The organism is Cryobacterium adonitolivorans (genome assembly GCF_004402695.1).
Taxonomy (GTDB): Bacteria; Actinomycetota; Actinomycetes; order Actinomycetales; family Microbacteriaceae; genus Cryobacterium; species Cryobacterium adonitolivorans.
Genome location: NZ_SOFL01000032.1, coordinates 27954 through 45083, shown reverse-complemented (window position 1 = coordinate 45083; position 17130 = coordinate 27954). Strand labels below are relative to the sequence as shown.

The following is a 17130-nucleotide window of genomic DNA, read 5'->3' as shown; positions in this document are numbered from 1 at the left end:
GCGGTCTACCGCGGGCGCAACCCGGCGCCGTACACGGCCGCCTGCGTGCGCCTGGCCATGCCGAGCTTGGCGAGCAGGCCCGACACGTAGTTCTTCACGGTCTTCTCGGCCAGGTCGAGCTGGTCACCGATCTGGCGGTTGGTCAGTCCCTCCGCGATCAGCTCCAGCACTTGGCGCTCCCTGGTGGTGAGATTGGAGGCCGGCGAGTCGGCGGCGGTGCCGGTGAGCTCCGTGACGACCTTGCGGGTGACGGCCTTCTGGACGAGGGACTCACCACGGGCGACCCGACGAATGGACTCGACGAGGTGCTGCCCGCGAATGTCCTTGAGGACGTACCCGGACGCGCCGGCCAGGACAGCAGAGTAGCTGGCCTCGTCGTCGTCGTAGGCAGTGAGCATGAGGCATTGGACCACCGGGTTGGCCGACCGGATGGTGCGGCACACGTCGATGCCGCTGCCGTCCGGCAGCCGCACGTCGAGCACTGCCACATCGGGCACCGTCGCCGCGACCCTGGCGACGGCCTGCCGTGCCGTTGACGCCTCGCCGACGACCTCGAGGTCGGGCTCAGCGTTGATCATGTCCGCGATTCCGCGGCGCACGACTTCGTGGTCATCCACGAGGAAGACTCGGATCATCACGATTCCTTTCGTAGAGGTTCAGGTTCGAAGTGCGCGGTCCAGCGCAGTCGGCTGCCGCCCCTGGCACGGTTCTCGAGCACGAGGTCACCGCCCCACTGCTGCGCCCGGGCCGACAGGTTCGCAAGTCCGCTTCGCCGGTCGGATTCCACGACTCCGATGCCGTTGTCGACGACCTCGATGACGACGAGGTCATCCGCGACGCTGAGGTTGACGACGGTCTCGGTCGCCTCGGCGTGACGGACGACGTTCATCAGCCCCTCCCTGATCACCGCGGCGATGTCGTCGGACATCTCCGGTGGGGTCAGCAGGTCGATCGGGCCGGTGAAGACGAGGCGGGGTGTCTGGTCGAACAGTGACGCGAGCTCGCTGAGCATGTCGATGACCCGGTGCCGGATCGAGCCACGGTCGCGGCTGGTCTGGGCGGTCAGGGCGAAGATGGCGGTACGGATCTCGACGATCGCCACGTCCAGCGCCACGACCTCCTCGATGATGCGCTCCCGTACGTCGGGGTCGTCGACCGACCCACTGATGGCCTGCAGGCCGATGCCGGCGGCGAACACGCGCTGGATGACGTTGTCATGCAGGTCGCGTGCGATCCGGCTCCGGTCCTCAAGCAATGCGAGCTTCTGTCCGGCGGACCGGCCCCGGGCAAGCTCGAGGGCGACGCTGGCCTGGCCGGCGAAGTCTGCCGCCATCTCGAGGTCGGAGGTGGTGAAACGGGGCCGGCCGGTGGATCGGGACACCGTCATGACACCGTGGGTGCGGCCGGAGGCGAGCAACGGGATCACCATCGTCGGGCCGAGCACCAGTTGGGAGTCGGGCTGGTCGAGACTGGCTCCGCCGTCGGCGGAGAGGATGGGCTGGCCGCTCTCGAAGGCGCGCCCGACGGTGGTTCCGGCCGACGGTATGACCAGTCCCTTCACCTGCTTGGCGAGCTTTCCCCTGGCGGTGTCGACGATGAGCGTGCTTTCGCCTGCGGCGAGGACCACGCACACGAGGTCGGCGTCGGCCAGAGACGCGAAACGGTCGGCGAGGAGTTCGAGGGAGGCGTCAGCCCGGTCGGAGAGCAGTGTGGCGCTGATCTCGGCCGAGGCCGCCGACCACCGCTGCCGGCGGCGGGTCTCGTCGAAGAGGCGCGCGTTGTCGATCGCGATGCCTGCGGTCGCGGCCAGGGCCGTCAGCAGTTCCTCGTCCTCCTCGCTGAACGCGCCGGACAGCTGGTTGGACAGATAGAGGTTGCCGTACACCTCGCCGCGCACCCGCACGGGCACTCCCAGGAAGCTGTCCATCGGCGGGTGGTGCGCCGGGAAGCCGGAGGACCGGGAATCCTCGCCGAGGTGGGTCAAGCGGATGGCGTGTGGATCGTCGATGAGGGCACCGAGCAGACCGTGCCCGGCGGGCAGATGACCGATCTCGGCTGCCAGCTCGTCCGGGATGCCGACGTGGATGAATTGCTCCAGATTGCCGTTGGGCGCGATGACGCCCAGCGCGCCGTAGCGGGCACCGACGAGGTCGACAGCGACGTCGACAATGCGTCTCAGCACCGCGGCGAGGTCGAGTTCCTCGACGACCGCCTGGCTGGCCTGGAGCAGGCTGCGCAGCCGGCCCTGAGTGGCGAGCACCTTCTGGGCGTTCAGGACGAGTTCGGACAGCGCCTGATCGAGTGCTGATCGCGGCCCGTCGGGAAAGGAAAGCCTGGTCTCAGGAACGGTCACGGATTGCGTCCCCTTTCGGTCGGAGCTAGCCCAAAGTGTACCTGACTGGGACCTTCGGCCCTTCCGCGGTTTCCCCCTCCGGCGCATTCTGGAGATGTGTCATCTCCCGAAGCACCCCGGGAAGAACTGGAGATCAACTCATGGTTGAGAGAGTGATCGTAGCTGTTGACGGGGGTCCGGCGAGCAGGGCCGCCCTGGATTGGGCGTTGGCCAGGGCCGAGAGCGTGCCGATCAGTCTGGAGCTGACCACCGTCGTCGAACTCGGCTGGTCGCCGGTCGGCGGCCCGGAGGATGACTTCCAGCCCGTCTACGAACGGGCCCTGGCCGAGGCCACCCGTTTCGTCGCGCAGAACGTCCCCGGGGTCAAGCCGACCGGTGTCGTACGCCGGGGCATTCCCGTCGACGAGTTGGTGCGGGCCTCCTCCGACGCCGACCTGCTCGTGATCGGGACCAACAAGACCAGCGCGTTGGCCGGCGCCGTGCACGGCACGTTGCCCCTTCGGCTTGCCGCTCATGCGCGCTCTGCCGTCGTGGTCGTTCCGGCCGGCTGGGTCGCCGGCGGAGACACGGTCGTGGTCGGGATCGAGGACGACGGCACCATGGATGCCCCCCTCGACGTCGCTGCGGTCGAGGCCGTCCGCCGCGGCGTACCGCTCGAACTTGTGCACGCCTGGTCGATCCCGGCGACCCTCGGCGTCGAGTACGGCGCCGCCGTGCCGTTCGACGCCCTGATTGAGGCGCACGAGGACATCCTCGCGCGCGCCCTCGAAAGGGTCAGGGCCGAACACCCGGCCGTCGACGCATCCGGGACCCTGGTGCAGGGCGCCGCGGCGCCGGCACTGGTCGAGTCGGCCGGGCGCGCGGCGCTTCTCGTCGTGGGAACGCACGGACGCGGTCCAGTCGCCGGCCTTATTCTCGGTTCGGTGAGTCACGACGTGCTCCTGAACATGCCCTGCCCGGTCGTCGTCGTTCCTCGCAGCCGGCACGCCGCCGAATCCCAGCGATCGGGGGCGCCCGAATGAGTGCCACCTACTACATCGGTGTCGACGGTTCCGGCCCGAGCCGCGCTGCGCTGCGCTGGGGAGTGCGCCGCGCCGCCGAGCGGAACGCCGACGTGGTGCTCGTCAACACGGTCGACGACGAATGGGGCCTGGTCGGACGAGACGCCGCCGCCGATGCGGAGCGACAGGCCAGGGAGCTCCTGATCGAGGAGTCCGCCAGGGTCACGGCGCTGCACAGCGAGGTGACCTTGACGACACGGATTGTGCACGGCGGCACGGCGTGGGCCCTCGCCGCGCTGCCCAGCCCCGAAGACCTCCTGATCGTCGGCACGCACAAGACCGGCTTCCTGCGCGGCCGGGTGCTCGGCTCGCGCAGCGTGCAGATCGCGTCCGCGGCGCGCTGCTCCGTCGCCATCGTGCCCGACACGACTCTCGATTCCCGCCACGATGTGGTCGTCGGTGTTGACGGCACCGACGGTTCCCTTCCCGCGGTGCGGATGGGTGCGCAGGAGGCGGGCCGGCTGGACCAGGATCTCCTCCTGGTCTACGCTCCGCCGGGTGCGCCGCGCTCGGAGTCGTCGCGCTCGGATTCCGGTGAGGACCGCAATCCCCTGGCCGCACGGCTGCTGCAGGACGCCGCCACCCTGGCCTCCTCGACGGCGTCCCGAATCACGGTGCGGCGTCGTATCGCCCACCGGGACCCGGCCGAGGCCCTCCTCGACGCCAGTTTCGACGCCGCCCTGTTGATCCTGGGAGTGTCCACACGGCACGGCGAGAACACGCTGATCGGTTCGGTCACCCACGATGTCCTGATGAACATCAACGTCCCCGTGCTCATCGCCCGCGGGATCGTCGCAACGAGCGACACGACATCGCTCGCTTCCTCGGCCAGCGCCTGAGGGCATCCGAACCTGGTGCTTCCGGCGTGGTCATGCTGTCCGGCGGCGGTCAGTAGTCGAATTCGTCGAACTGTGGCGACCCCGCCGGGGCACCCGCCCACACCAACGACGCGGGCATCGCTCCCACCCGCACCTTGTTCTGCAACGCCTGGGTCGTCGCGATCTCGGTGAGTTCCCGTTCGCTGTCGGCGCTGGTCACGCTGACCAGTTGGCTGGACGTCCCGATCAGGAACTGCGCCCGACCGTGACTGCCGTCTGCGGCGATCACCGGAATGTCCACGACGTCGGTTTCCCGGCGGTTGCTGAGCGCTTCGGCGTAGAGCATGACAGCGTCAGCCAGTGCACTACCGGTGATGATTGAGCCACCCGGATGATAGATGCGTTTCATGATGCTTCCCTGCTGGTCACGGAGTTGGACACGTGCTGCAGCCGGGGTCTGGGGCTATGGGTAAATTCTACGTCTGTCGGGGCTAAAGCGCGAGGTCTCCGCTGACTATCCGAGCGGCCACCTCGACCAGCGGCGTGCCGTTCGACCGGGCGTGCTGGCGTATCAGGGTGAAGGCCTCATCCATGGTGGCGCTGCGGGTGAAGGCGATAACGCCCTTGGCCTGCTCGATTACGACACGGCTGCTCAGCGCGTACTGCAGTTGCTGGCGCGCGACATCGCTTTCCCGCAACGCCCGTTCCTGGAGGATCCCGATCGTGGCCACATCCGCGAGGGCCTGCACGGTCGGCGCGTCGGCGGTCCCCAGCCCACCGGTGCGTTCCCAGAACAGGTTTAGGGAACCGATTGTTGTCGCACGCAGTCGCATCGGCACAGAGAACATCGACGCGAAGCCCTGCTCGAGGGCGCCGGCGCGGAAGCGTGGCCACTTCGGACCTGATGCCGCAATGTCGGGAACGCTGACAGAGTGCCCTGTGACCACACTCTCCACGCACGGTCCGGAGCCGCTGCGCAGTTGGAGGATCTCGACGAGACGGCTGCGCTCGTTGGTGGACGCTACAACCTCGAACTCCTCGTCGTCGGTGAGGATGATTCCTGCGGCCGACGCGCCGAAGAGCGGCACGCACTGGGAGACAAGGGTGTGCAACAGGTCAACGAGATCGTAGCCGACCACCAGAGTGTCGGCGAGGGTCACGAAGGCCTCGACGAGTTTGCCCTCGCGTGTCTGTGTCGCCATCACTCCATCATAAATGACTCGGAGCCATTGTGATCGGGGGCATGCGGGAGAAGTGTGGGCCCTACCGGGCTCGAACCGATGACATCCACGGTGTAAACGTGGCGCTCTACCAACTGAGCTAAAGGCCCCCGACCGAAGACTTCCGGAACAGGATGGGACGAGCTTAGCGACTTTACGACCGGGACGAAAACTAGACCGGTTGCAGCTCGTCGAGGGCGGCCCGATACGCCGCCAGCGAGCGCGCCTCCCCCGGTGCGGTGATGAAACTCGCCCGGATGATGCCGTCGCGGTCGATCAGGAAGGTCGCCCTGTTGGCGAAGCCCTTGTCTTCGAGGAATACGCCGTACTCTTTCGCGACGGCACCGTGCGGCCAGAAGTCGGCGAGGAGGGTGAACCCGTACCCCTCCTGATTGCCCCAGGCACGCAGGGTGTGCCGGGAGTCCACGGAGATCCCGATCAGTTCGACGCTGTTGTCGGCGAAGAGGGCGAGGTTGTCTCGCAGCTCGCAGAGTTCACCGCTGCAGATGCCGGAGAAGGCCAGGGGGAAGAACACCAGCGCCACCGATTTCTCACCCCGATACCGGCTGAGCTGGATTCGCTCGCCGTACTGGCTGACGAGCTCGAAATCGGGTGCCTGGGTGTCGTTCTCCAGCGCCATAGTGGGTGTCCTTTCCGGCCATCGGGGAACGATGGCTGAATACGGGGGGAAAGCCTAGCCGCCCGCGGGGGCTTCACCAACACTGACCCGGCGCACGCCGGTGTCGCCGTACGCGCTTCCCAGTAAGAATCACTAGGCTGACGGGGTGCCTTTCGGTCGCGACCCGACCTAGTTCTGTCCGGCACGCCTAACCAGGCATGATCCTCCCCCACACGATCTGCCCTACAGAAAGAGGTCGAGTGTGACTGTCAACGACCAAGACCCGTATTCAATGGACAACTCGGACGCCGATCCGGATGAGACCTCCGAATGGTCGCAATCCCTCGACGCGCTGGTCGCGGCCAATGGCCCAGGCCGGGCCCGCGAGATCATGCTCAGCCTGCTCAAGCGGTCCAAGGAATTGCACCTGAACGTTCCGATGGTGCCCACCACGGATTACATCAACACCATCGCCTCGTCGAACGAGCCTGACTTCCCCGGCGATGAGGACATTGAGCGCCGTTACCGCGCCTGGATCCGCTGGAACGCCGCCGTGCTCGTGCACCGCGCCCAGCGACCCGGCATCGCCGTCGGCGGCCACATCTCGACGTATGCCTCGTCAGCCGCTCTCTACGAGACCGGCTTCAACCACTTCTTCCGCGGCCAGGACCACCCGGGCGGCGGAGACCAGATCTTCATCCAGGGCCACGCCTCCCCCGGCACCTACGCCCGAGCCTTCCTCGAGGGCCGGCTCAGCGCCAACCAGCTCGACGGTTTCCGCCAGGAGAAGTCCCACGCGCCCGACGGTATCTCGTCGTACCCGCACCCTCGGCTGATGCCGGAGTTCTGGCAGTTCCCGACGGTCTCGATGGGCCTGGGCCCGATCAACGCGATCTACCAGGCTCAGTTGAACCGTTACCTGACCAACCGGGGCATCAAGGACGCCAGCGACCAGCAGGTCTGGGCCTTCCTCGGCGACGGTGAGATGGACGAGGTCGAAAGCCGCGGCCAGCTCCAGGTCGCCGCCAACGAGGGTCTCGACAACCTCAACTTCATCGTCAACTGCAACCTGCAGCGCCTCGACGGCCCGGTGCGCGGAAACGGCAAGATCATCCAGGAGCTGGAGAGCTTCTTCCGTGGCGCCGGCTGGAACGTCATCAAGGTGGTCTGGGGCCGCGAGTGGGACGACTTACTCGCCCGCGACACCGACGGTGCGCTGCTCAACCTGATGAACGTCACCACCGACGGTGACTACCAGACCTACAAGGCCGAGAGCGGCGCCTATGTGCGTGAGAACTTCTTCGGCCGCGACCCGCGCGCGCTCAAACTCGTCGAGGGTTACACCGACGACGAGGTCTGGAACCTCAAGCGCGGCGGCCACGACTACCGCAAGGTCTACGCCGCCTTCAAGGCCGCGTCGGAGCACAAGGGCCAGCCGACCGTCATCCTGGCCAAGACCGTCAAGGGTTACGGCCTGGGTCCGAGCTTCGAGGGGCGCAACGCTACGCACCAGATGAAGAAGATGACGCTGGACAACCTCAAGACCTTCCGCGACAGCATGCACGTGCCGATCACGGATGCCCAGCTCGAGGCCAACCCGTACCAGCCGCCGTACTACACCCCCGGCGACGGCGACGAGGCCATCCAGTACATGCACGAGCGCCGCCGCGCGCTCGGCGGGTACCTGCCGGAGCGTCGCAGCAAGTACACCCAGGTGAACCTGCCGGACGACTCGACCTACGCCGTCACCAAGAAGGGCTCTGGCACCCAGGAGATCGCCACCACCATGGCGTTCGTGCGGCTGCTCAAGGAGCTGCTGCGCTCGAAGGACTTCGGCCACCGCATCGTGCCGATCATCCCCGACGAGGCCCGCACCTTCGGCATCGACGCGTTCTTCCCGAACGCGAAGATCTACAACCCCAACGGCCAGCACTACACGTCGGTTGACCACGCCCAGTTGCTCGCCTACAAGGAAAGCCCGCAGGGCCAGATCATCCACGTCGGCATCAACGAGGCCGGCGCCCTCGCCGCCTTCACGAACGTGGGCACCTCGTACGCCACCCAGGGTGAGCCGCTCATCCCGGTGTACGTGTTCTACTCGATGTTCGGCTTCCAGCGCACCGGCGACGCCATGTGGGCCGCCGGCGACCAAATGGCCCGCGGCTTCATGATCGGCGCCACCGCCGGCCGGACCACCCTCACCGGTGAAGGCCTGCAGCACGCCGACGGCCACTCACCGCTGCTCGCGTCGACCAACCCGGCCGTCGTGTCGTACGACCCTGCCTTCGGCTACGAGATCGGGCACATCGTGCGCTCCGGCCTCGAGCGGATGTACGGCGGAACGCACACCGACCCCAACGTCATGTACTACATCACGGTGTACAACGAGCCGCAGGTGCAGCCCGTCGAGCCAGCCGATGTCGACGTCGACGGCATCATCCGCGGCATCCACCGCGTGTCGGAATCCATCGTGGCCGGCCCTAAGGCCCAGCTGCTGGCCTCCGGCGTTGCGGTGCCGTGGGCGCTCGAAGCGCAGACCCTGCTCGCCGAGGACTGGGGGGTGTCCGCCGATGTCTGGTCGGTCACGTCCTGGGCCGAGTTGCGCCGGGACGGCCTCGCGGCGGAGGAGCACAACTTCCTCTACCCGAACGAGGAGCCGCGCACCGCGTACGTGACGGACAAGCTCGCCAACACCGCCGGTCCGTTCGTGGCGGTCTCCGACTTCATGCACGCCGTGCCGGATCAGATTCGCCAGTTCATCCCCGGCGACTTCGCCACCCTGGGCGCCGATGACTTCGGATTCTCCGACACCCGCCCCGCTGCCCGCCGGTTCTTCAAGATCGACGGTCCGTCCATGGTGGTCCGCACCCTGCAGCAGCTCGCCAACAGCGGCGAGGTGGACCGCAGCCTCATCCAGCAGGCCATCGACAAGTACCGCCTGCACGATGTCCTGGCCGGGAACACCGGCTCGGCCGGTGGCGAGAGCTAACCCGGAACGTGTCGCCGGCGCCGAAGACAAAGGAACAGACCCTCACCTGGTTGCGCACGATTTCGGGTGAGTTGTCCACGGCGACTCTGAAACGACTCGAGGACACGCTGCCCTGGTATGGCGACATGCCGCCAGGGCGGCGGTCCGCCGTCGGCCTGGTGGCCCAGGCCGGCATCACCTCCTTCATCTCCTGGTACGACGACCCCCGGTCGACACCGTGGATCGCCGCGGACGTCTTCGGTGCCGCGCCCAGGGAACTGCTCCGCTCGGTGAGCCTGCAGCAGACCCTGCAGCTGATCAGGGTCACCGTGGAGGTTGTCGAAGAGCGAGTCAAGGACGGCTCGGCGACCCTCCGCGAAGCGATCCTGCTGTACTCGCGTGAAATAGCCTTCGGTGCGGCGGATGTCTATGCCCGCGCCGCAGAGGCCAGAGGGCTCTGGGACGCCAGGCTCGAAGCCCTGGTGGTCGACTCCATCCTCAGCGGCGAGTACGACGACGAATTGCCCAGCCGGATCGCGGCCCTCGGCTGGCACGGCCATGGTGAGGTCTGTGTGCTCGTCGGCACCACACCGAAAATGCTCGACGTCGACCAGCTGCGCCGGGCGGCGCGGCACATGACCGCCGACGTGCTCATCGGTGTGCAGGGCAACCGGCTGGTGCTGGTCATCGGCCGCGCCCATCCGGCCAATCCCGAGACCGACGAGGCCGCCGGAACGCCGGCGTCCCTGAGCTTCATGGAGATCGCCATGCAGCTTGAGCCCAGCTTCGGGCCCGGCCATCTCGTGCTCGGCCACGAGGTCCCCAACCTCGTCGACGCGTCCAAGAGCGCCAAGGCCGCCCTGGCCGGCTTCGCCGTCGCCCGCTCGTGGCGGAACGCGCCCAGGCCGGTGCAGGCGGACGACCTGCTCCCTGAGCGGGCACTGGCCGGCGATCCGCTCGCGCGTGCAACGCTCATCCACCGGATCTACCGCCCGCTGCAGGCGCACTCCACCGAGCTCCTCACCACGCTGTGGTGTTACCTGGACAACGGGCGGTCCCTCGAAGCGACGGCGCGCGAACTTTTCGTGCACCCCAACACCGTGCGATATCGCCTCAAGCGGGTGTCGGACGTGATCGGCTACGACGCAACCGGGGCCAGGGAAGCGCTCATTCTGCAGTCCGCGCTGATCATCGGCTCGATCAGCGACCACGATGGATCGACCAGGCGCCGCTGAACCGCCGCGCTCGACCGCTCTGCAGGGCGCTTTGCGTTTGTGGACAAACGTTCCGCGGATAGTCGGTAGATTACCCACACCCCGTGTCCACTCCAAGTTGGGAGACTAAGGAAATGATTGTTGTCGTCTGTCCCGGTCAGGGCTCGCAAACGCCTGGATTCCTCGAACCGTGGCTGCAGAACCCGGCCTACGCCGAGCAGCTCCGGACCATGTCAGAGCAGTCATCGACCGACCTCGTCGCGGCCGGAACCCTCGCCGACGCCGACACGATCCGCGACACCGCGATCGCCCAGCCGCTCATCGTGGCCGCCGGTCTCCTCGCCCTGACCGCCCTCGTCGCCAACGGCCGCCGCGCCGCCATCGGCGGCATCGCCGGGCACTCCGTCGGTGAGATCACCGCCGCGGCCGGTGCCGGAGTGCTCAGCGCCGCAGACGCGCTCACCTTCGTCGGGGAGCGCGGGCGCGCCATGAAGTCCGCCGCCGCCCTCACTCCCACCGGGATGAGCGCCGTCCTCGGTGGCGATGAAGCCGAACTCCTCGCTCGCCTCGCCACCCTCGGCCTGGAACCGGCCAATTTCAACGGCGGCGGCCAGGTTGTGGTCGCCGGCGACCTCGAGGCCCTCGCCGCCCTCGCCGCCGACCCGCCAGCCAAGAGCCGGGTCGTCCCCCTGCAGGTGGCCGGCGCCTTCCACACCCGCCACATGCGCCCCGCCGTGGCGCACCTCGCCGACGTGGCGACCAGCCTGGACCCACAGAGCCCGACCCTGCCGCTGTGGACGAATCACGACGGCAGCATGGTGACCGACGGGTCGCGTTTCGTCGACCTGCTCGTCGGTCAGGTCTCGTCGCCGGTACGGTGGGACCTGTGCATGCAGTCGTTTGCCGACGCCGGAGTGACCGGAATAATCGAGGTCGCACCGGCCGGCGCACTCGTCGGATTGGCCAAGCGCGCCCTGCGGGGCATCCCGAGCGTGGCCATCAAGACCCCCGACGATCTGCCCACTGCGTACGCACTGATCGACCACCAGGCCTGAATCAGCCAGAGTCGCCACCGGAAGAGACGAATGACCCAGCCACAACTCCTGCAGTCGCAGGGCGCCCAGTACACCCGAATCCTCGCCGTCGGCGCCGCCCGCGGTGACCTCATCGTTCCCAACAACGACCTCGTCGGTCCGATCGACTCTTCCGACGAGTGGATTCAGCAGCGCACCGGAATCATCACCCGCACGAGAGCCAGCCAGGACGTGCAGGCCGTCGACCTCGCCACGACCGCCGCCCTCGAGGCCATCGAACGCTCCGGCATCGACCCCGAGCTCATCGACGCCATCATCATCGCCACCATCAGCAACGGCCGCCAGACGCCGTCGATGGCCGCCGTCGTCGCCGAACGCATCGGTGCGGTTCCCGCCGCCGCCTTCGACCTCAACGCCGCCTGCGCCGGGTACGCCTACGGTGTCGCCCAGGCGGATGCCCTCATCCGGTCCGGTGCCGCCCACTATGCGCTGGTCATCGGCGCGGAAAAGCTCTCCGACATGGTCGACCCCGCCGACCGGAGTATTTCGTTCCTGCTCGGCGACGGCGCCGGCGCCGTCGTCATCGGCCCGAGCGAGTACCCCGGTATCTCCGCCTCGGTGTGGGGCTCCGACGGGCGCGCGGACGCCGTGGGCATGAACGGCACCCTGCAGGAATACCGTCGGGGCGAGAAGGAATGGCCCACGCTCCGCCAGGAGGGCCAGACCGTCTTTCGCTGGGCCGTCTGGGACATGGCGAAGATCGCCAAGCAGACCCTGGCCGCCGCCGGCATCACGGCCGACCAACTCGCCGCCTTCATCCCCCATCAGGCGAACATGCGCATCGTCGACGAATTCGCCAAACAGCTCAAGCTGCCAGAGTCCGTCGTCATCGCCCGCGACATCGCCACGACCGGGAACACCTCGGCCGCGTCGATCCCCCTTGCCACCCACCGCCTGCTCGAGGAACACCCCGAACTCAGCGGAGGTCTTGCCCTCCAGATCGGCTTCGGAGCCGGCCTGGTTTACGGCGCGCAGGTGGTTGTGCTGCCGTAGCTTCCCTCTGTCCAACTAAACTGAGTCTCGGTCAAACGAGACACCCCCCAAGGAGAAACAACATGGCATTGTCCACCGAAGAAGTTCTTGCCGGCCTGGCCGAGCTCATCAACGACGAGACGGGCATCGCAACCGACACGGTTGAGCTGGACAAGTCGTTCACCGACGACCTGGACATCGATTCCATCTCGATGATGACCATCGTCGTCAACGCTGAGGAAAAGTTCGACGTCAAGATCCCCGACGAAGAGGTCAAGAACCTCAAGACCGTCGGCGACGCCGTCGAGTTCATCGTCAAGGCCCAGGACTAGGTCCACGCCGAACGGGCCGGTTGGCTCAGCCAGCCGGCCCGTTTTCCAGGGACGCTCCACTCGGGGTTTCCACCTCGCTTCGCGCACGTTCTCACGGAGAGTCGTTGTTATGACCAAAAAGATCGTTATTACGGGCCTCGGCGCCACCTCGCCCCTCGGCGGAAACGCCACCGACACCTGGAACGCCCTCCTCGCCGGCGAGTCCGGCGCAACCACCCTCGACTACGAATGGGTTGAGCGCACCGCGCTCCCCATCACCTTCGCCGCCCAGGCCAGGGTGCGCCCCGTCGACGTTCTGGCCCGCCAGGAGACCAAGCGCCTCGACCCGTCCAGCCAGTTCGCCCTGATCGCCGGCCGCGAAGCCTGGGCCGACGCCGGCATGCCCGCCGTCGAACCTGAACGGCTCGCCGTCGACTGGGCCACGGGCATCGGCGGAGTCTGGACCCTGCTCGACGCCTGGGACACCCTGCGTGAGCGCGGACCCCGTCGGGTGCTGCCCATGACCGTGCCCATGTTGATGCCCAACGGTCCCGGAGCGGCGATCGGCATGGACCTGCACGCACGTGCCGGCATCACCACGGTGGTGTCAGCGTGTGCGTCGAGCACCGAGTCCCTCGTCAACGCGTACAACCGCCTGCAGGCCGGACTGGCCGACGTCGTCATCGCCGGCGGCTCAGAAGCGGCCATCCACCCGCTGCCGATCGCGTCCTTCGCGGCCATGCAGGCGCTCTCCAAGCGCAACGACGACCCCGCCACCGCGTCCCGCCCCTACGACGTCTCCCGGGACGGTTTCGTCCTGGGCGAAGGCGCGGCCGCACTCGTGATCGAGACCGAAGAACACGCCCGTGCCCGCGGCGCGCGCATCTACGCCGAGCTGCTCGGCGGCTCCATCACGAGCGATGCGTATCACATCACGGCGCCGGACCCCGAAGGTTCGGCCGCCGCCCGCGCCATGATCGCGACGATCCAGAACGCCGGCGCCGACCTGTCCGATGTGATGCACATCAACGCCCACGCCACGAGCACCCCGGTGGGCGATATCGCTGAGTACAACGCGCTCCGCCGCGTGTTCGGTGACCTCCTCGACGGCATCGCCGTCTCGGCGACCAAGGCGTCCACCGGACACCTGCTCGGTGGCGCCGGCGCGATCGAGGCGCTGTTCACGGTCAAGGCCCTGTCCGAACGGATCCTGCCGCCGACCATCAACCTGACCGAGCAGGACCCCGCCATCCCGCTCGACGTCGTCACCTCACCGCGCGTCCTGGGCGTCGGCGATCTCCTGGCCATCAGCAACTCGTTCGGCTTCGGCGGTCACAACGCCGTCGTCGCGTTCCGCTCGGTCTGATCCGTTGCGGGCGGGCCCGGTCCCGCCCGCCGCTCCGGTCCGCGGCGTTGTCCTCAGCCAACATTGTGCAGCCAGACCACGCTCGAGAAGTCGCTGGCGTGCCTGAAGGGCTCCAGTTCGTCGTCCCAGGCCTGCCCCAGCGCGCGTCGAAGTTCGCGGTGCAGGTGCACGGTGTCGGTACCGGCCGCGTGGATGGCCGCCCGCAGCCGATTCTCCGGCAGCACCACGTTCCCGGCGGTGTCGGTCTGGGCGAAGTGGATGCCCAGGGCCGGAGTGTGCAACCACCGGCCGCCATCCCTGCCCGGCCCCGGGTCCTCTGTCACCTCGAAACGCAGCTGATCCCAGCCCAGCAGGGCGGATGCGATGGCTGCTCCGCTTCCCGCAGCGCCCTCCCAGAAGAACTCCGCGCGCTGGGCGCCCGCGAGGGCAGGCTGCTCACTCCACCGGAAACTGACCGCCTCGTCGAGCGCGCTGCCGGCGGCCCACTCGACGTGCGGGCACAGGGCGCGCGGCGACGAGTGCACATACAAAACTCCCCGTGCAGCCGGTGACTGACGAGTGCGGGGTGCCGTCATAGTGTTCTCCGTTCCCTGGGTGGTGTTCGAGGTGCGTCTTCCCCAACGATCTCGAAACAGTCCAGAACCCGCGGAACACTTTTCGGCGGCTAGCTGAATTATGCCCCACGCGGCCGGGAAATCCCAGCGCTCGGCCATTCTCTAATGTATATTCGGTATGGCTTTAGAGGTCGACAACGACCGTCGCAGCCGGAGGCTGGAGGCATCGTTGTCGGTACGCAACTCGCTGCTCGCGATCCTGACCATGGGCCCGGCATATGGCTTTCAGCTGCATGGCGAGCTGGGCACCCGGACCGCCGGACGGCGCACGGTCAATGTGGGACAGATCTACAGCACCCTGGAGCGTCTGGTCCGCCAGGGCTCCGTTGAGGCGGCGGGCAGCACGGCGGACGGCCTCCCGTTGTACAGGCTCACCGATGACGGCCGCGACCAGGCCCTGGCGTGGCTGCTGGAGACCGACAGTGACTCCGGAGCCGAATGGAATGACATGCTGGACAGGGTGCTGATCGCCTCCTCCCTGCCGCACATTGATCTCACCCCGCTGCTGGCGGGCTACCGAACCGTCTGGCTGCTGCTGCTGAACCGCGGCGGAGACCGCGGAGGAGCCCCCGGGGAATCCGGTCAGGAGCGGTTGGTCACCGCGGCCCATCGCCTCCAGGCCAGGGCCGCGCTCGCCTGGCTCGACACCGTGGCCGCTGCCGCGGATGACGCTCCAACGGCCGGGGCGCCCCTGCTGCACCGTGAGTTGAGCCTGCTGCGCCCCAAACGAGGTCGTCGGCCCGCCACATCGTCGTGAGTTATTTCGCGTCGGCGTAGCTGTCCACCACAACACAGGTCAACGGGAAGTCCACCGGGAAGTCGCCGAACAGCAGCCGTCCCGCCGCCGACGCCGCCTCGGTGACGATTCGCGCCACCTCGTCGGCCAGGATCGCGGGGGTGTGCACGATGACCTCGTCGTGCAGGAAGAAGACCAGATGAGGGGTCTCAGAGAACGGAATGGGAGGTCTGCGCTCGCCCATCCCTTCCCGTGCAGCCGGGCTGGGCAGGCTCGGCGGGACCGGCAGGGCCCGAAGCCCCTTCCTGATCTCGGCCATCCAGCACAGCGCCCACTCCGCGGCGCTTCCCTGCACGATGAAGTTACGGGTGAATCGGCCCCAGTCTCTGGCCTGGCTCCTGGCCCGGCGTTCGTCGGCCGGTGACGCCCCGGCCTCCGACGCGTGCGCCTGGTCGTCCTGCCAGCCGCTCCCCGGCCGAGGCGAGGACCGGCCCAGCCGGGTACTGACCACGTCACCGCGCTCCCCCGCCCTGGCCGCCGCCTCGGTCAGCGCAAGCGCCCTCGGGTACGCGCGCGCCAGCCGGGGCAACAGGCGCCCGCTTTCCCCTGAGGTGGCGCCATACATGGCGCCGAGCATGGCGACCTTCGCGTGAGCGCGGGTTTCCACCACTCCGCTCGCCACGATTCCGGCATACAGGTCTGTCCCCCGTCCCGCGGCGGCCATGGCGGTGTCCGTCGACAACGCGGCCAGGATCCGTGGCTCCAATTGGGCAGCGTCCGCGACCACGAAGCTCCAGCCGGGGTCGGCCACGACGGCTCCGCGAATCTGTCGCGGCAGCTGCAGCGCTCCTCCGCCGCGAGTGGCCCATCGTCCGGTCACCACCCCGCCGGGCAGGTACTCGGGATGAAAGCGGTCGTCGATGATCCAACTCTCCATCCAGAACCATCCGTTGGCGGCCAGCAGCCTGGACAGCTTCTTGTAACGCAGGAGCGGTTCGATGACGGGGTGTTCGAGTTTCTCCAACTCCCACGCCCGCGTGGTGGCCACGGCCAGTCCGGCACGGTTGAGCGCCCGGAGCAGGTCCGGCGGCGAATCCGGGTTGACCGCCTGGTCGCCCAGTTCGGTGCGGATCCGCGCCGCCAGTTCTTCCAGCCTCGCCGGTCGGATGCCGGTGGCAGCCCGCGGACCCAGTTCTGCGGTCAGCAGGCTGTCGTGGATCGCGCTTCGCCACGGCAGGCCGGCGAACTGCATTTCGGCCGCGATCAGGGCGCCGACGGATTCCGCGGCCAGGAGCAGGCGCAACCGGCCGGGATCTGCCGAGGCACGGACAGCCAGGAGCTGGGCCTGGAACTCCGTCAGGGCATCGTCGTCGGCCGGCTCCAGCCGGTCGTCCTCGCCCACACCAAGATCCATCTCGAACAAGGCGGTGCGCCGGGATTCGACGGGTGCGGCTGCGGCAGGCGCATCCCAGCGTCCGGCCGGGGCGTTCGCCAGGGCGCTGCCGCCGGTCAGTTCCGAATTGCGCAGGATGGCGTGGCACAGCCGAAGATCGTGGCAGCGCTGGACCGTGAGACCGCCCTGCAGCACGACGGGGTAGATCCGCGCCGTGTCCGCCCAGACCCAGCGCACGACGTCCTGGTCCCGCTCCCGCACCAACACGCGGAACTCCGGTGTGGACAGTAGCGTGTCGGCCCCTGCGGGAACCCCGGCGGAGTCGAGCTCCCTGACGCGGATGCGCTCCGAGGGCGATCCGGTCACCAGGATGTACACAGTCCGTGCTTTC

At 67.9% G+C, this 17130-nt stretch carries 16 protein-coding genes and 1 tRNA gene; 9 read left to right on the top strand and 8 right to left on the bottom strand.

All coding sequences use genetic code 11. From position 1 onward, the window contains the following. Window positions 1-5: 5 nt before the first annotated feature. A complete protein-coding gene (locus E3O42_RS09215; RefSeq protein ID WP_104162666.1) occupies window positions 6-635 on the bottom strand; it encodes a response regulator in 630 nt (209 codons plus the stop codon). Next, window positions 635-2353 (bottom strand): sensor histidine kinase, encoded by a 1719-nt coding sequence (locus E3O42_RS09210; protein WP_241984741.1) that lies wholly within the window; start codon window positions 2351-2353, stop codon window positions 635-637. The genes E3O42_RS09215 and E3O42_RS09210 overlap by 1 nt, the downstream gene beginning before the upstream one ends. 152 nt (window positions 2354-2505) lie before the next feature. On the opposite strand from E3O42_RS09210, the gene E3O42_RS09205 reads away from it, so the two are divergent. Continuing rightward, window positions 2506-3375: a universal stress protein gene (locus E3O42_RS09205; protein WP_166787942.1), complete on the top strand. Its 870-nt coding sequence runs from the start codon at window positions 2506-2508 to the stop codon at window positions 3373-3375. After that, the gene (locus E3O42_RS09200; protein ID WP_134453654.1) at window positions 3372-4253 is read left to right on the top strand and encodes a universal stress protein; all 882 of its coding nucleotides are present in this window, start codon (window positions 3372-3374) and stop codon (window positions 4251-4253) included. Before E3O42_RS09205 ends, E3O42_RS09200 begins: the two co-directional genes overlap by 4 nt. A 49-nt stretch (window positions 4254-4302) precedes the next feature. On the opposite strand, the gene E3O42_RS09195 is transcribed toward E3O42_RS09200, so the two are convergent. The 4 genes from E3O42_RS09195 to E3O42_RS09180 all read right to left on the bottom strand — a co-directional run bounded on the left by E3O42_RS09195 (window position 4303) and on the right by E3O42_RS09180 (window position 6092). Beyond that, window positions 4303-4641, bottom strand: coding sequence for a hypothetical protein (locus E3O42_RS09195; RefSeq protein WP_134453653.1), 339 nt, complete (start codon window positions 4639-4641; stop codon window positions 4303-4305). Between the two features lie 82 nt (window positions 4642-4723). Beyond that, window positions 4724-5434: a GAF and ANTAR domain-containing protein gene (locus tag E3O42_RS09190; protein ID WP_134453652.1), complete on the bottom strand. Its 711-nt coding sequence runs from the start codon at window positions 5432-5434 to the stop codon at window positions 4724-4726. 55 nt (window positions 5435-5489) lie between these two features. After that, window positions 5490-5562, bottom strand: a tRNA-Val gene (locus E3O42_RS09185). 62 nt (window positions 5563-5624) lie between these two features. Continuing rightward, window positions 5625-6092: a peroxiredoxin gene (locus E3O42_RS09180; protein ID WP_134453651.1), complete on the bottom strand. Its 468-nt coding sequence runs from the start codon at window positions 6090-6092 to the stop codon at window positions 5625-5627. A 241-nt stretch (window positions 6093-6333) separates the two neighbouring features. Here E3O42_RS09180 and aceE point away from each other — a divergent pair, with 241 nt between their 5' ends. The 6 genes from aceE (at window position 6334) to E3O42_RS09150 (ending at window position 13996) form a co-directional block, all read left to right on the top strand. Continuing rightward, a complete protein-coding gene (gene aceE, locus E3O42_RS09175) occupies window positions 6334-9060 on the top strand; it encodes a pyruvate dehydrogenase (acetyl-transferring), homodimeric type (protein ID WP_134453650.1) in 2727 nt (908 codons plus the stop codon). 8 nt (window positions 9061-9068) lie between these two features. Beyond that, window positions 9069-10274, top strand: a complete 1206-nt coding sequence (locus E3O42_RS09170) for a PucR family transcriptional regulator (RefSeq protein WP_134453649.1) — start codon at window positions 9069-9071, stop codon at window positions 10272-10274. A gap of 113 nt (window positions 10275-10387) precedes the next feature. Beyond that, entirely contained in the window at window positions 10388-11308 is a 921-nt protein-coding gene (locus tag E3O42_RS09165; RefSeq protein WP_134453648.1) for an ACP S-malonyltransferase, read from the top strand. A 30-nt stretch (window positions 11309-11338) separates the two neighbouring features. After that, window positions 11339-12340 carry a beta-ketoacyl-ACP synthase III gene (locus tag E3O42_RS09160; RefSeq protein ID WP_134453647.1) on the top strand — a complete coding sequence of 334 codons (1002 nt, stop codon included), beginning with the start codon at window positions 11339-11341 and terminating at the stop codon, window positions 12338-12340. Between the two features lie 62 nt (window positions 12341-12402). Beyond that, the gene (locus tag E3O42_RS09155) at window positions 12403-12651 is read left to right on the top strand and encodes an acyl carrier protein (protein ID WP_022883990.1); all 249 of its coding nucleotides are present in this window, start codon (window positions 12403-12405) and stop codon (window positions 12649-12651) included. 109 nt (window positions 12652-12760) lie between these two features. Then, window positions 12761-13996, top strand: a complete 1236-nt coding sequence (locus E3O42_RS09150; RefSeq protein WP_134453646.1) for a beta-ketoacyl-[acyl-carrier-protein] synthase family protein — start codon at window positions 12761-12763, stop codon at window positions 13994-13996. 53 nt (window positions 13997-14049) lie between these two features. On the opposite strand, the gene E3O42_RS09145 is transcribed toward E3O42_RS09150, so the two are convergent. Beyond that, on the bottom strand, window positions 14050-14571 hold the full coding sequence (locus E3O42_RS09145; protein WP_134453645.1) for a DUF3145 family protein: 522 nt from the start codon (window positions 14569-14571) through the stop codon (window positions 14050-14052). 157 nt (window positions 14572-14728) lie between these two features. On the opposite strand from E3O42_RS09145, the gene E3O42_RS18275 reads away from it, so the two are divergent. Further along, window positions 14729-15367, top strand: a complete 639-nt coding sequence (locus tag E3O42_RS18275) for a PadR family transcriptional regulator (protein WP_241984740.1) — start codon at window positions 14729-14731, stop codon at window positions 15365-15367. A 1-nt stretch (window position 15368) separates the two neighbouring features. Here the strand turns inward: E3O42_RS18275 and E3O42_RS09135 are convergent, their stop codons facing one another. Then, on the bottom strand, window positions 15369-17117 hold the full coding sequence (locus E3O42_RS09135) for a bifunctional 3'-5' exonuclease/DNA polymerase (RefSeq protein WP_134453644.1): 1749 nt from the start codon (window positions 17115-17117) through the stop codon (window positions 15369-15371). Between the last annotated feature and the right edge of the window lie 13 nt (window positions 17118-17130).